The organism is Mycoplana azooxidifex, assembly GCF_014196765.1.
Taxonomy (GTDB): domain Bacteria; phylum Pseudomonadota; class Alphaproteobacteria; order Rhizobiales; family Rhizobiaceae; genus Mycoplana; species Mycoplana azooxidifex.
The window spans coordinates 240330-253234 of sequence record NZ_JACIEE010000006.1; the positions used below are offsets into that span (position 1 = coordinate 240330).

General features: G+C 63.6%; 16 protein-coding genes. 2 read left to right on the forward strand and 14 right to left on the reverse strand.

Annotation, left to right across the window (positions count from 1 at the left end; genetic code table 11):
- Positions 1–20: 20 nt before the first annotated feature.
- Positions 21–1331 carry a replication-associated recombination protein A gene (locus GGQ64_RS15585; RefSeq protein WP_183805911.1) on the reverse strand — a complete coding sequence of 437 codons (1311 nt, stop codon included), beginning with the start codon at positions 1329–1331 and terminating at the stop codon, positions 21–23.
- Complete coding sequence (locus GGQ64_RS15590) at positions 1328–2719, reverse strand: DegQ family serine endoprotease (protein ID WP_183805913.1); 1392 nt, start codon at positions 2717–2719, stop codon at positions 1328–1330. The genes GGQ64_RS15585 and GGQ64_RS15590 overlap by 4 nt, the downstream gene beginning before the upstream one ends.
- Positions 2720–2916: 197 nt before the next feature.
- On the opposite strand from GGQ64_RS15590, the gene msrP reads away from it, so the two are divergent.
- Both msrP and msrQ read left to right on the forward strand, forming a co-directional pair.
- On the forward strand, positions 2917–3858 hold the full coding sequence (gene msrP, locus GGQ64_RS15595) for a protein-methionine-sulfoxide reductase catalytic subunit MsrP (RefSeq protein ID WP_183805915.1): 942 nt from the start codon (positions 2917–2919) through the stop codon (positions 3856–3858).
- A gap of 2 nt (positions 3859–3860) precedes the next feature.
- Positions 3861–4508: a protein-methionine-sulfoxide reductase heme-binding subunit MsrQ gene (gene msrQ / locus GGQ64_RS15600; RefSeq protein ID WP_183805917.1), complete on the forward strand. Its 648-nt coding sequence runs from the start codon at positions 3861–3863 to the stop codon at positions 4506–4508.
- A 327-nt stretch (positions 4509–4835) separates the two neighbouring features.
- Here msrQ and rplQ read toward each other — a convergent pair whose 3' ends face one another.
- The 12 genes from rplQ to rpsH form a co-directional block, all read right to left on the reverse strand.
- Positions 4836–5258 (reverse strand): 50S ribosomal protein L17, encoded by a 423-nt coding sequence (gene rplQ, locus GGQ64_RS15605; protein ID WP_183805919.1) that lies wholly within the window; start codon positions 5256–5258, stop codon positions 4836–4838.
- Between the two features lie 180 nt (positions 5259–5438).
- Complete coding sequence (locus GGQ64_RS15610; protein ID WP_112599102.1) at positions 5439–6449, reverse strand: DNA-directed RNA polymerase subunit alpha; 1011 nt, start codon at positions 6447–6449, stop codon at positions 5439–5441.
- Positions 6450–6552: 103 nt separating this feature from the next.
- A complete protein-coding gene (rpsK, locus tag GGQ64_RS15615; RefSeq protein ID WP_183805929.1) occupies positions 6553–6942 on the reverse strand; it encodes a 30S ribosomal protein S11 in 390 nt (129 codons plus the stop codon).
- 264 nt (positions 6943–7206) lie between these two features.
- Positions 7207–7575 (reverse strand): 30S ribosomal protein S13, encoded by a 369-nt coding sequence (gene rpsM, locus GGQ64_RS15620; RefSeq protein WP_183805931.1) that lies wholly within the window; start codon positions 7573–7575, stop codon positions 7207–7209.
- Between the two features lie 232 nt (positions 7576–7807).
- Positions 7808–8386 (reverse strand): adenylate kinase, encoded by a 579-nt coding sequence (locus GGQ64_RS15625; RefSeq protein ID WP_183805933.1) that lies wholly within the window; start codon positions 8384–8386, stop codon positions 7808–7810.
- Positions 8383–9723, reverse strand: coding sequence for a preprotein translocase subunit SecY (gene secY / locus GGQ64_RS15630; protein ID WP_183805935.1), 1341 nt, complete (start codon positions 9721–9723; stop codon positions 8383–8385). The genes GGQ64_RS15625 and secY overlap by 4 nt, the downstream gene beginning before the upstream one ends.
- A 428-nt stretch (positions 9724–10151) precedes the next feature.
- Positions 10152–10622 carry a 50S ribosomal protein L15 gene (gene rplO / locus GGQ64_RS15635; RefSeq protein WP_183805937.1) on the reverse strand — a complete coding sequence of 157 codons (471 nt, stop codon included), beginning with the start codon at positions 10620–10622 and terminating at the stop codon, positions 10152–10154.
- 13 nt (positions 10623–10635) lie between these two features.
- Complete coding sequence (rpmD, locus tag GGQ64_RS15640; protein ID WP_183805939.1) at positions 10636–10839, reverse strand: 50S ribosomal protein L30; 204 nt, start codon at positions 10837–10839, stop codon at positions 10636–10638.
- A gap of 13 nt (positions 10840–10852) precedes the next feature.
- Complete coding sequence (rpsE, locus tag GGQ64_RS15645; RefSeq protein WP_183805941.1) at positions 10853–11422, reverse strand: 30S ribosomal protein S5; 570 nt, start codon at positions 11420–11422, stop codon at positions 10853–10855.
- Between the two features lie 126 nt (positions 11423–11548).
- A complete protein-coding gene (gene rplR / locus GGQ64_RS15650; RefSeq protein ID WP_183805943.1) occupies positions 11549–11911 on the reverse strand; it encodes a 50S ribosomal protein L18 in 363 nt (120 codons plus the stop codon).
- A gap of 12 nt (positions 11912–11923) precedes the next feature.
- Positions 11924–12457, reverse strand: coding sequence for a 50S ribosomal protein L6 (gene rplF / locus GGQ64_RS15655; RefSeq protein WP_183805945.1), 534 nt, complete (start codon positions 12455–12457; stop codon positions 11924–11926).
- Positions 12458–12499: 42 nt separating this feature from the next.
- Positions 12500–12898, reverse strand: a complete 399-nt coding sequence (rpsH, locus tag GGQ64_RS15660) for a 30S ribosomal protein S8 (RefSeq protein WP_183805947.1) — start codon at positions 12896–12898, stop codon at positions 12500–12502.
- Positions 12899–12905: the final 7 nt, after the last annotated feature.

Here is a 12905-nt window from a genome sequence, read left to right on the forward strand (position 1 = left end):
AGGCAAGCCGGGACGGCTGGTCAGCCGTTGCGTTCGCGCCTGAGCTTCGCCCACCAGTCGAGCCGCTTGCGGATATCGCGCTCGAAGCCGCGCTCCGGCGGATCGTAGAAGGTCTGCCGGCCCATCCTTTCGGGAAAATAGTCCTGTCCCGAGAACGCATCCGGCTCGTCGTGATCGTAGCGGTAGCCGTCGTTGTAGCCCTCGCTCTTCATCAGCTTCGTCGGCGCGTTCAGGATATGCTTCGGCGGCAGCAGCGAGCCGTTTTCCTTCGCCGCCCGCGTCGCCGCCTTGTAGGCGGTATAGACTGCGTTCGACTTCGGCGCGGTCGCGATGTAGACGCAGGCCTGCGCCAGCGCCAATTCGCCCTCCGGCGACCCTAGGAAATCGTAGGCATCCTTCGCCGCATTGCAGACGACCAGCGCCTGCGGATCGGCGAGACCGATGTCCTCGACAGCCATGCGCACCAGCCGTCGGCAGAGAAACAGCGGATCCTCGCCGGCATCCAACATCCGGCAGAGATAGTACAGAGCCGCATCCGGATCGGAACCGCGGACCGACTTGTGCAGGGCGGAGATCAGGTTGTAGTGGCCGTCCTGGGCCTTGTCGTAGACGGGAGCACGGCGCTGGACGATGCGGAACAGGTCATCCTGCGCGAACACCTCGCCGGGTCTGGCCGCCCGCCAGACCTCCTCCGCCAGCGTCAGCACCGCGCGGCCGTCGCCGTCGGCCATGCGCACGAGTGCCCCGCGGGCGCCGTCGTCGAGCGGCAGCAGCTTGTCCTCGGTCGCCTCCGCCCGCTTCAGGAGCTCGCCGAGGCTGTCTTCGTCATGCGGCTTGAAGGTGAGCACGCGGGCGCGCGACAGGAGTGCGGCGTTGAGCTCGAAGGACGGGTTCTCGGTGGTGGCGCCGACGAGCACGATCGTGCCGTCCTCCATGACCGGCAGGAAGCTGTCCTGCTGGGCACGGTTGAAGCGGTGGATCTCGTCGACGAAGAGCAGGGTCTGGCGCCCGCCCATGCGGCGCTGGCGGGCGGCGTCGAAGACCTTCTTCAGGTCGGCGACGCCGGAAAAGATCGCCGAGATCTGCTCGAAGGCCAGTTCCGCCTCGCCCGAAAGAAGGCGGGCGACGGTGGTCTTGCCGGTTCCCGGTGGTCCCCAGAAGATCATCGAGCCCAGCGAACCGGACGCGATCATGCGCGTGAGAACGCCGTCCTCACCGGTCAGGTGTTCCTGCCCCGCCACCTCCGCAAGCGACTGCGGCCGCAGGCGATCGGCCAGCGGCCGCTTCGCCGCCATTCCGACCGGTTCGGAGGGGGCGAAGAGGTCGCTCATCGGAAGAACTGCCGGATGCGCTGGCCGTCGCGCTCGATCTCGACGCGCCAGACCGAGGGATCGTCTCCTACCAGTTCCTCCAGCACCTCGGTAGAGGCGACGCCCGTGCCGTTCAGTTCGACGATGATGTCGCGCGGCTTGAGCCCGATTCGGGCTGCAGGCGAGCCGCGGTTGACGTCGGTGACGACGACGCCCTCGGTGCCCGCCGGCATCCGCAGTTCGTCGGCGACGCGCGGCGAGAGATTGGCGACGACGGCGCCCGAGAACGGGTTGCGCCCCTCGAGCAGCCGCTCGTCGCGCGGGGTGGTCTCCGGCGGGCGGTCGAGCGCGATCGTCAGTTCCTCCTGCCTGCCGCCGTCGCTGACGCTGAGCTTTGCGGTGCCGCCGATGCCGACCGTCGCCAGCCGGTAGCCGAGCGCATCGGGATGCTCCACCTCGATGCCGTTGACGGCGGTGACGACGTCGCCGGGCTTGAGCCCTGCCTTTTCCGCCGGGCTGCCCGGCAGCACCTTGGAGACGAGCGCGCCGCGGGCCTTGGTCAGGCCGAGCGCCTCGGCGACATCGGAGGTCACCGCATCGAAGGTCGCGCCGACGAAAGGCCGGTCGAAATTGGTGCTGCCGCCGACCGCGCTGGCGATGAAGACCTTCACCAGGTTGGCGGGGATGGCGAAACCGACGCCGTTGGAGCCGCCGCCGCGCGAGAAGATGGCGGTGTTGATGCCGATCAGCTCGCCCTTCATGTTGATGAGCCCGCCGCCGGAATTGCCCGGATTGATCGAGGCATCGGTCTGGATGAAGAAGCCGAAGTCGCCGGCCTTGACCTGGTTTCGCGCCAGCGCGGAGACGATGCCACTCGTCACCGTCTGGCCGACGCCGAAGGGGTTGCCGATCGCCAGCACGAGGTCGCCAACCTCGACGGCGTCGCTGTCGCCGAGCGGCAGCATGTCGAAGCTTTCCTTCGCCTCGATCTTCAGCACCGCGAGATCGACGCGGTCATCCTTCAGCAGCACCTTGCAGGGGTACTCGCGGCCATCGGCAAGCGCGACCTTGATGTCGTCGGCGCCCTGGATGACGTGATTGTTCGTCACGATGATGCCGTCCTTGCCGACGATGACGCCGGAACCGAGCGAGGACTGCTTCTGCGTCCGGTTCGGCATGCGCTGGCCGAAGAACTCCTCGAAGAACGGATCGTTGAAGACCGAGCGCTGCTCGACCATCCGCTCGGCATAGACGTTGACCGTTGCGTTGGCGGTCTTCTTGACCAGCGGCGCGAAGGAAAGCTGCATTTCCGTCTGCGAGCCGGGAACAGCCTTTTCCTGCGCGATCGCCGGGGCGGAGACCGTGAGCAGGAGCAGGGTTGCGGTAGCGAGGCCATGGCCGAATTTCATTCCAGATTCTCCCTTACGATGCCGCCACGTTCAGATAAGATCTGGCACGAAAAAAGGCAAATGCGCCAAGGCGAGACGCGCCCCGGCTCGCGCACGAAATCGTGCGTATCGGCCCCCTATCGAAATGGCTGAAACTTTGTTGTCATGCCTGCCGTAAAGTCCTGCGAGAGGCCCCTTGTTCCGCAGAGGAAAACGATATGACTGCTTACCGTCCCCCCAGGATCGCGGCAACGGAGATCACCCCGGAGCCCATCTTCCTCAACAGGCGCAGCTTCATCGGCGCCACGGCGGGCGGGCTGCTCGCGGCCGGCGCGTCGGGATCCCATGCGGCAGAACTGAAGGCCGCCGCTTCCGCCTTCAAGCTCGACGAGCCGACGACGCCTGAAAAGGACGTCACCAACTACAACAATTTCTACGAGTTCGGCACGGGCAAGGCGGATCCGGCCGCCAACAGCGCCGACTTCAAGCCGACCCCCTGGACGATCAAGGTCGAGGGCATGGTGTCCAAGCCGCGGGAGTTCGGCCTGGAGGACCTGCTGGCGATGCCGCTGGAGGAGCGGACCTACCGCATGCGCTGCGTCGAGGCCTGGTCGATGGTGATCCCCTGGATCGGCTTTCCGCTGGCAAGCCTGCTCGACAAGGTCGAGCCGCTCGGGAGCGCGAAGTATGTCGCCTTCGAGACGGTCGTGCGGCCGGAGCAGATGCCGGGCCAGTCGGGCTACTTCCAGCCCCTGCCCTGGCCCTATGTCGAAGGGCTCAGGCTCGACGAGGCGCGGCATCCGCTGACGATCCTGTCGGTCGGCCTCTACGGCCGGACGCTGCCGAACCAGAACGGCGCGCCGGTCCGCCTGGTCGTGCCCTGGAAATACGGTTTCAAGGGCATCAAGTCGATCGTGAAGATCACGCTGACCGACAAGCAACCGCCCACGACCTGGAATCTCTCGGCTGCGAACGAATACGGCTTCTACGCCAACGTGAACCCGGCCGTCGACCATCCGCGTTGGAGCCAGGCCACGGAAAACCGGATCGGCGAAGGCGGCTTCTTCGGCGGCAGTCGCCGCGACACGCTGCCCTTCAACGGCTATGGCGAGGAGGTCGCAAGCCTCTATGCCGGCATGGACCTCGCGGCCAATTTCTGATCATGATCGCGCTCCCCGCCCTGCCCCGCAAATATCACGGCGCCTCCGTCTGGGCGCTCTATGCGCTCGGCTTCGTCCCGGCCATCTCCGGCTTCTACCTCGGCGCCACCGGCCAATTGCCGGGAAACGCGATCAAGGAATTCGAGCACCTGCTCGGCATCTGGGCGTTGCGGTTCCTGATCGCCACGCTCTGCATCACGCCGATCCGCGACCTGTTCGGCATCAACTGGATCCGCTACCGCCGCGCACTGGGGCTGCTCGCCTTCTGGTACGTGGCCATGCATTTTTCCACCTACATGATCCTCGACAAGTACCTGGATTTCCCGCAGATCGTCGCCGACATCGCCAAACGCCCCTTCATCACCATCGGCATGGCCGGGTTCGTCATGCTGATCCCGCTGGCGCTGACCTCCAACAACTGGTCGATCCGCAGGCTCGGGCCGCGATGGAACAGGCTGCACAAGCTCGTCTACGTCATCGCGGCGGCCGGCGCGCTGCATTTCGCGATGTCGGTCAAGGTGGTGGGGCCGGAGCAGATGATCTATATCGCGGTTGTCACGGCGCTGCTGGTCTGGCGGCTGTTTCGCCCACGCTTCAACCAGTGGCGGCGCGGAACGGCGGGTCGGCCGGGCATGGGGCGGGCGGCCTGACGCCTTCGATCTGTTTAGACGACTGAAGGCGGCCCCTCATCCGCCTGCCGGCACCTTCTCCCCGCAAGCGGGGAGAAGGACGGGTTCCGCGATGCGCTCCATTCCGCTCATTTCCATCAGCGCCCAACCTTGACAAGGTCCACCAACGCATCGGCTTCGTCACGGTGGCCAACGGAAACGCGTCCCCTCTCCCTGCTTGCGGGGAGAGGGTTAGGGTGAGGGGCAAATGCGTAGCGCTCAGCACGCATGAAGTCATTCGAGGCCAGGACAACGCAAAAAGGCCGGGCGCTTTCGCACCCGGCCCTCAATTCATTCCGCAGCCTGAAATCAGGCGGCTTCGGCAGCAGCCTCGGCCTCGACGCGCGCCTTGTCGGCAGCACCCTTGGCGGAGACGTCGCGGTCGACGAACTCGATGACGGCCAGCGCTGCGTTGTCGCCCTGGCGGTAGCCGGCCTTCATGATGCGAAGGTAGCCGCCGTTGCGGGTGGCGTAGCGCGATGCGATCGCGTCGAACAGCTTCGAGACGACGGCGGCGTCGCGGATCTGCGAGATCGCCTGGCGGCGAGCGTGCAGGTCGCCGCGCTTGCCGAGGGTGACGAGCTTTTCGACGATCGGACGGATTTCCTTCGCCTTGGGAAGGGTGGTCACGATCTGCTCATGGGTGATGAGCGAGGCAGCCATGTTAGCGAACATCGCCTTGCGGTGGCTGGCGGTACGGTTCAGCTTGCGGCCGGCTTTCTGGTGGCGCATTGCTATTCTCCTTCTACGCAGGTCTCCCGATATCGCATCGGTCCTGCCGTTTCCTGGCACATACAGGCGACTTGCCTGCTGTCTGACGGGGAAAGGCAGCGGCGAAACCCTGCCTTCTATTTCACTTCAATCGGCGCGACATGCGAGCGGCGAACCGCCCGCATGCTTTTCTCGTGCCGCTCAATACTGGTCTTCGTAGCGCTTGGCCAGATCTTCGATGTTCTCGGGCGGCCATGCCGGCACTTCCATGCCGAGGTGCAGGCCCATGGAAGCGAGAACTTCCTTGATCTCGTTCAGCGACTTGCGACCGAAGTTCGGCGTGCGAAGCATTTCTGCCTCGGTCTTCTGGATCAGGTCGCCGATGTAGACGATGTTGTCGTTCTTCAGGCAGTTTGCCGAGCGGACCGAGAGCTCCAGCTCGTCGACCTTCTTCAGCAGCGCCGGGTTGAACGCCAGCTCCGTGACCGATTCCTCTTCGGCTTCCTTCTGCGGCTCGTCGAAGTTGACGAACACGGCCAGCTGGTCCTGGAGGATGCGGGCAGCGAAAGCGATCGCATCTTCGCCGGTGACGGAGCCATCGGTCTCGATGGACATCGTCAGCTTGTCGTAGTCGAGGACCTGGCCCTCACGGGTGTTCTCGACCTTGTAGGAGACCTTCTTGACCGGCGAGTAGAGGCTGTCGACCGGGATGAGACCGATCGGCGCGTCTTCTGCGCGGTTGCGCTCGGCCGGAACGTAGCCCTTGCCGTTGTTGACGGTGAACTCCATGCGGATCTCGGCGCCCTCGTCGAGGGTGCAGATCACATGGTTCGGGTTGAGGATCTCGATGTCGCCAACCGTCTGGATGTCACCGGCGGTCACGACGCCCGGACCTTGCTTGCGCACGACCATGCGCTTGCTGTCGTCGCCATCCATCTTGATGGCGATTTCCTTGATGTTGAGCACGATATCGGTCACGTCTTCCCGGACGCCCGGGATCGACGAGAACTCGTGCAGTACGCCATCGATCTGCACGGCGGTAACAGCCGCACCGCGCAGCGACGACAGAAGAACGCGGCGAAGCGCGTTGCCGAGGGTGAGACCGAAGCCGCGCTCAAGCGGTTCTGCCACGAGCGAGGCCTTGGTGCGGCCCGACGAGGAGAACTCAACCTTGTTCGGCTTGATCAGTTCCTGCCAGTTTTTCTGAATCATATCTGATGCCTTCCGTTCGCCACCACCATCCAATCGTGGCGGCCGAGCTTTGAAGAGCCGGCGGCGCGACGGGCGCGCCATCCGGCATGTGGAATGTCAATGATCAGACGCGGCGCTTCTTGCGCGGACGGCAGCCGTTGTGCGGGATAGGCGTGACGTCGCGGATCGAGGTGATCATGAAGCCGGCAGCCTGCAGCGCGCGAAGCGCCGATTCACGGCCCGAACCCGGACCGCAGACTTCGACTTCCAGCGACTTCATGCCGTGTTCCTGCGCCTTCTTGGCAGCGTCTTCAGCGGCCATCTGGGCTGCGAACGGGGTCGACTTGCGCGAGCCCTTGAAGCCCTTGGCACCGGCGGACGACCAGGCAATGGCGTTGCCCTGCGCGTCGGTGATGGTGATCATCGTGTTGTTGAACGAAGAATTGACGTGAGCAACACCGGAGGTGATGTTCTTGCGTTCGCGACGGCGGACGCGTGCGGCTTCCTTGGCCATGGGTATTCCTTTCGTTGATCTCTACACCGCCGTAGTTCCAGCGGCTCCACCGGGTGGGAGCATTTCCGCCCCTGCCCTGCATTGTCATGAGCACGTCGCCTTGAGAGGTTAACGTGCGGCGATATCGTCACTGCCGTAGTACCAGCAGCTCCACCGACCGGGACAACCTCAAAAGACGGTCGCCGCAAATGCGGCCGAGGCCCCGCTCGAAACTCAAAAGAGGCCGGCGCAAACGCCAGCCCCCAAATTCCCGATTTCGGGAAATTACTTCTTCTTGCCTGCGATGGCCTTTGCCGGACCCTTGCGGGTGCGGGCATTGGTGTGCGTCCGCTGACCGCGAACCGGCAGGCCGCGACGGTGACGCAGGCCGCGGTAGCAGCCGAGGTCCATCAGGCGCTTGATGTTCATCGAGGTGTCGCGACGCAGGTCGCCTTCGACCTGGTAATCGCGGTCGATCGCTTCGCGGATCGCCAGAACCTCGGCGTCGGTCAGCTGATGGACGCGACGGTCAACGGGGATGCCGACCTTCTCGATGATTTCCTTTGCAAACTTCGGACCGATCCCGTGGATATAGGTCAGCGCGATAACGACGCGCTTTGCAGTCGGGATGTTGACGCCAGCGATACGAGCCACGCCTGTTCTCCTTGCTTCCAGTTGCCATCCGGCAAGTGGGTTTTCTTCGTCAAGCGACCGTCAGGCCGCGCGTTCAACTTCGAGCTTCGGGACATGTCAAAAGCGACCGCACCCGGATCTCGTTTTTTCGAGAAATCCGCGCCGATCGCTAGCTTGTCGCGAGTTGGCGCTCTCTTAAGAGGAATCGGTCGGAAAAGTCAACCCCGACCGGCCCATTTGACAGATTGAAGGCCTAGGCCAGGATCCTGTCGATTTCTGCGGTCACCGCCTTGACGTCCGCCATGCCGTCGATCGTCTTCAGCTTGCCGGTGGAGGCGTAGTATTCCGACAGCGGCGCGGTCTTCTCGCGGTACTCCGCCAGGCGGCGCTCCAGCACCTCCGGCTTGTCGTCCTGACGGACGGTGCCGCCTGCAGCGATCGTCTCGGCGACGCGGCTCTCCATCCGCTTCAGGAGCGCCCTCTCGTCCACCTTCAGTTCGATGACCGCGTCGAGGCCGAGCCCCTTGCCGGCCAGGATCTGATCGAGCGCCTGCGCCTGCGGCACGGTGCGCGGATAGCCGTCGAGAATGAAGCCCTTCGAACAGTCGGCCGAATCGATCCGGTCGGAGACGATCTCGTTGACGATCGCGTCGGAGACGAGCTGACCGGCATCCATCACCGCCTTCGCCCGCTTGCCGACCTCCGTCTGCGCGGCAACGGCTGCGCGCAGCATGTCACCGGTGGAAAGCTGGGGAATGCCGTGCCTCTCCGTCAGGAGCTTGGCCTGTGTGCCCTTGCCGGCACCCGGCGGCCCCAAAAATATCAGTCTCATCGTCCCCTCTTTCCTCCACGCAGCTTCGACTTCTTGATCAGCCCTTCATATTGCTGGGCAATCAGGTGACCCTGAATCTGTGCTACAGTATCAAGGGTGACGCTGACAACAATCAAAAGCGACGTACCACCAAGGTAGAATGGCACGCCCGTCTGCGCGATCAGGATTTCCGGAAGGATGCACACGAAGACCAGGTAGATGGCGCCGAGCACCGTGATGCGGGTCAGCACGTAATCGATATATTCCGCGGTCCGCTCGCCCGGACGGATGCCCGGGATGAAGCCGCCATGCTTCTTCAGATTGTCGGCCGTGTCCTTCGGGTTGAAGACGATGGCCGTGTAGAAGAAGGCGAAGAAGGCGATCATGGCGGCATACATCACCATGTAGAGCGGCTGGCCGTGGCCGAGGGAGACGACGATCGCCGTCGCCCAGCCCGGCAACTCGGCGGTGTTGCTGAAGCCTGCCAGCGTTGCCGGCAGCAGCAGCAGCGAGGAGGCGAAGATCGCCGGGATGACGCCCGCGGTGTTGAGTTTCAGCGGCAGGTGCGAGGTATCTCCCTGGAACATGCGGTTGCCCACCTGTCGCTTCGGATATTGGATCAGCAGGCGGCGCTGGGCGCGCTCCACGAAGACGATGAGGGCGATCACGCCGACGGCCATGACGACGACCGCGGCAATCACGCCGAAGGAGAGCGCACCGGTGCGGCCGAGTTCCAGCGTGCCGGCCATTGCGGTCGGAAGATGGGCGACGATGCCGGCGAAGATGATCAGCGAGATACCGTTGCCGATGCCGCGCGAGGTGATCTGCTCGCCGAGCCACATCAGGAACATCGTGCCGCCGAGCAGCGAGATGACGGTGGAGATGCGGAAGAACCAGCCCGGATCGAGGACGAGCCCCTCCCCGCCTTCAAGGCCGACGGCAATGCCGTATGCCTGCAGCGTGCCCAGAAGCACCGTGCCGTAGCGGGTGTACTGGTTGATGATCTTGCGGCCCTGCTCGCCTTCCTTCTTCAGCTGTTCCAGCGAGGGCACGACGGAGGTCATCAGCTGGACGATGATCGAGGCGGAGATATACGGCATGATGCCGAGCGCGAAGATCGCCATGCGCTCCACAGCGCCGCCCGAGAACATATTGAACAGTCCGAGAATGCCGCTGCTCTGGCCCTGGAAGGCACGGGCGAAGGCATCGGCGTTCAGGCCGGGCAGCGGAATGTAGGTGCCGAGGCGATAGACCAGCAGCGCGCCCAGCGTGAACCAGAGCCGCTTCTTGAGGTCCTCTGCCTTGGCAAAGGTGGAAAAGTTGAGATTGGAGGCGAGTTGTTCCGCTGCCGATGCCATGCGTTTCTCCGCGTAACCATGTCCGGGAGACGGCCTGGGAGGCCCCGGCCCGGACAACGGCTGAACCGTTGCAGCGCGCGCTGTCCGGGGAGAGCCCCCGATGCGAAGCGGCACGCTTGAAAATCTGTCGGCCGACTGTCACCCGAAAGCAAAGCAGGCGGCACGGAGGGTAAACCGGGCGGAAAGGAGATTGTCAAGCAATCCCGACCTCCCCCTGGTCGAAACTCGCGGGAAACAGGCGGAGCATTTCCGCCTGCTCCTGCCGAATTCCTGAAATCGCGGCCGATCTCAGGAATTGGGCAGTTTTCGTATGTATGTCGCCGCGACCTCTTGCCCCGGCTCATCGAAGGGGACTGCGGCGCGAGGCTCTCATATGGGAGCGCAAACGCCCGGAGTGAAGCACCCCGGGCGTTTGAATTTTCGGTCGATTACTCGGCAGCAGCCGAGAGCAGCTTGATGCTGCCACCAGCCTTTTCGATCTTCTCGATCGCGGCCTTGGAGGCGCCGGCGACTTCGATCGTCAGCTTCGCCTTCAGTTCACCGTCGGCGAGGATGCGAACGCCATCCCTGGCGCGACGGATGACACCGGCAGCCTTGAGGGCTGCTGCATCGACGGTCGCCTTCGGGTCGAGCTTCTTGGCATCGATCGCCGTCTGGAGACGCGCCACCGATACGGTGACGAACTCCGAAGCGAAGATGTTGTTGAAGCCGCGCTTCGGCAGGCGACGGTAGATCGGCATCTGGCCGCCTTCGAAGCCGTTGATCGCAACGCCCGAACGAGCCTTCTGACCCTTGACGCCGCGGCCGCCGGTCTTGCCGGAGCCCGAACCGATGCCACGACCGACGCGCTTGCGGCTGTGGGTCGAGCCTTCGTTGTCCTTGATTTCGTTCAGTTTCATGATCTTATCCCCCTCACTTCTCGTCGACGACGCGAACGAGGTGCTGGACGGCACGGATCATGCCACGAACGGAAGGTGTATCTTCCAGCGTGCTGACCCGGTGCATCTTGTTGAGACCGAGGCCGATCAGCGTCTGACGCTGAATGGCCGGGCGGCGGATCGGCGAGCCGATCTGCTCGACGGAAACCGTCTTCTTTGCAGTTTCTTTCTTAGCCATTGGTCAAGCTCCCTTATTCTTCGGAAGCAACGCCGGCGGAAGCGCGGCGGGCCTGCAGCGTTGCGTACTTCATGCCGCGCTGTGCCGCGATGTCCTTGGGGTGCATCTGGCTCTTGAGCGCGTCGAAGGTCGCACGGATCATGTTGTAGGGGTTCGACGAACCGGTCGACTTTGCGACCACGTCATGAATGCCCAGCGTTTCGAAAACGGCGCGCATCGGACCACCAGCGATGATACCGGTACCGGCCTTGGCCGAACGCAGCAGCACCTTGCCGGCGCCGTGACGACCGTTGACATCGTGGTGCAGCGTGCGGCCGGAGCGCAGCGGTACGAAGATCAGTTCGCGCTTGGCAGCTTCCGTTGCCTTGCGGATCGCTTCCGGAACTTCGCGAGCCTTGCCATGGCCGAAGCCGACGCGGCCCTTCTGGTCGCCGACGACGACGAGGGCTGCAAAGCCGAAACGACGGCCACCCTTCACCACCTTGGCGACGCGATTGATAGCTACGAGCTTGTCGACAAATTCGCTGTCGCGCTCTTCGCGGTTCTGGCGATCGTCGCGAGAACCCCTTCTTTCCTGTGCCATTGTCCTTTTCCTTTTTCTTTTCCGGGTGCAATCGGCAGATTGTCAAAAGTCGCCTCCACATTTTCGGGCAGGCGACCGGTACCCAACTGAACGTCACATGGCGGGCACAAGGCCCGCCAGGATCGATCAGAAGCTGAGACCACCTTCACGGGCAGCCTCGGCAAGAGCCTTGATGCGGCCGTGATAGATGAAGGCGCCGCGGTCGAAGACCACTTCCTTGACGCCAGCCTTGGTGGCGCGCTCGGCGATGAGCTTGCCAACGGCAGCGGCGGCTGCCGTGTCGGCGCCCGTCTTCAGAGACGTGCGCAGATCGGTGTCGAGCGTGGAAGCGGACGCAAGCGTCTTGCCGGCCACGTCGTCGATGACCTGTACGTAGATGTTCTTCGACGAGCGATGAACCGACAGGCGCGGGCGGCCGTTGGCGACCGCCTTGATGGAACGGCGCACGCGGTTGGCGCGGCGCACGAGAGCTTCTTTCCTGCTAGCCATTTCGCGTGATCCTTACTTCTTCTTGCCTTCTTTGCGGACGATCCGCTCTTCGGCATACTTGACGCCCTTGCCCTTGTAGGGCTCGGGGCCACGGTATTCGCGGATTTCCGCTGCGACCTGGCCGACCTGCTGCTTGTTGATGCCGGAGACGATGATCTCAGTCGGCTTCGGAACAGCAATCGAGATGCCTTCCGGGGTCTGGTAGACCACGTCGTGGCTGAAACCGAGCGCCAACTGCAGGTTCTTGCCCTGGAGCGACGCGCGGTAGCCGACGCCGTTGATCTCGAGCTTGCGCTCGTAGCCGTCCTTGACACCCTTCAAGATGTTCTCGACCATCGTGCGGGACATGCCCCACTTGGAGCGAGCGTCCTTCGACTGGCTGGTCGGCTGGACGACAACGGCGTTGTCCTCGAGCTTCACGGAGACTTCGTCATTGGCGACGAAGAAGAGTTCGCCCTTCGGGCCCTTCACGGTGATCTTCTGGCCTTCGACCGAGGCCGTCACACCAGCGGGAACCGGAACGGGCTTTTTACCGATACGAGACATTTTTATATCCTGTCTGTTCGCTATGGAGCTCTATGCACTGCCTTAGAAGACAGAGCAGAGAATCTCGCCACCAACGTTCTGTTCGCGTGCCTGGTGATCGGCCATCACGCCCTTCGGGGTCGAAAGGATGGTGATGCCGAGACCGTTCGCGACCTGCGGAATGGACTTGACCGAGACATAAACCCGGCGGCCCGGCTTGGAGACGCGGGCGATCTTGCGGATCACGGACGCGCCCTCGTAGTACTTCAGTTCGATGCTCAGCTCAGCCTTGCCATTGTCGAATTCGACTTCCGAGTAACCGCGGATGTAACCCTCGGACTGCAGAACGTCGAGAACGCGCGCGCGCAGCTTGGAGGCCGGCGTGGAAACGCTCGACTTGCGGCGGGCAGCACCGTTGCGGATGCGGGTGAGCATATCGCCCAGCGGATCAGTCATTGCCATGTGCCCG

Bases quoted from the DNA above. Each gene is read 5' to 3' on its own strand.
- GGQ64_RS15585 (WP_183805911.1), bottom strand. From the start codon at position 1,331: ATGAGCGACCTCTTCGCCCCCTCCGAACCGGTCGGAATGGCGGCGAAG.
- GGQ64_RS15590 (WP_183805913.1), bottom strand. From the start codon at position 2,719: ATGAAATTCGGCCATGGCCTCGCTACCGCAACCCTGCTCCTGCTCACG.
- msrP (WP_183805915.1), top strand. From the start codon at position 2,917: ATGACTGCTTACCGTCCCCCCAGGATCGCGGCAACGGAGATCACCCCG.
- msrQ (WP_183805917.1), top strand. From the start codon at position 3,861: ATGATCGCGCTCCCCGCCCTGCCCCGCAAATATCACGGCGCCTCCGTC.
- rplQ (WP_183805919.1), bottom strand. From the start codon at position 5,258: ATGCGCCACCAGAAAGCCGGCCGCAAGCTGAACCGTACCGCCAGCCAC.
- GGQ64_RS15610 (WP_112599102.1), bottom strand. From the start codon at position 6,449: ATGATTCAGAAAAACTGGCAGGAACTGATCAAGCCGAACAAGGTTGAG.
- rpsK (WP_183805929.1), bottom strand. From the start codon at position 6,942: ATGGCCAAGGAAGCCGCACGCGTCCGCCGTCGCGAACGCAAGAACATC.
- GGQ64_RS15625 (WP_183805933.1), bottom strand. From the start codon at position 8,386: ATGAGACTGATATTTTTGGGGCCGCCGGGTGCCGGCAAGGGCACACAG.
- secY (WP_183805935.1), bottom strand. From the start codon at position 9,723: ATGGCATCGGCAGCGGAACAACTCGCCTCCAATCTCAACTTTTCCACC.
- rplO (WP_183805937.1), bottom strand. From the start codon at position 10,622: ATGAAACTGAACGAAATCAAGGACAACGAAGGCTCGACCCACAGCCGC.
- rpmD (WP_183805939.1), bottom strand. From the start codon at position 10,839: ATGGCTAAGAAAGAAACTGCAAAGAAGACGGTTTCCGTCGAGCAGATC.
- rpsE (WP_183805941.1), bottom strand. From the start codon at position 11,422: ATGGCACAGGAAAGAAGGGGTTCTCGCGACGATCGCCAGAACCGCGAA.
- rplR (WP_183805943.1), bottom strand. From the start codon at position 11,911: ATGGCTAGCAGGAAAGAAGCTCTCGTGCGCCGCGCCAACCGCGTGCGC.
- rplF (WP_183805945.1), bottom strand. From the start codon at position 12,457: ATGTCTCGTATCGGTAAAAAGCCCGTTCCGGTTCCCGCTGGTGTGACG.
- rpsH (WP_183805947.1), bottom strand. From the start codon at position 12,898: ATGGCAATGACTGATCCGCTGGGCGATATGCTCACCCGCATCCGCAAC.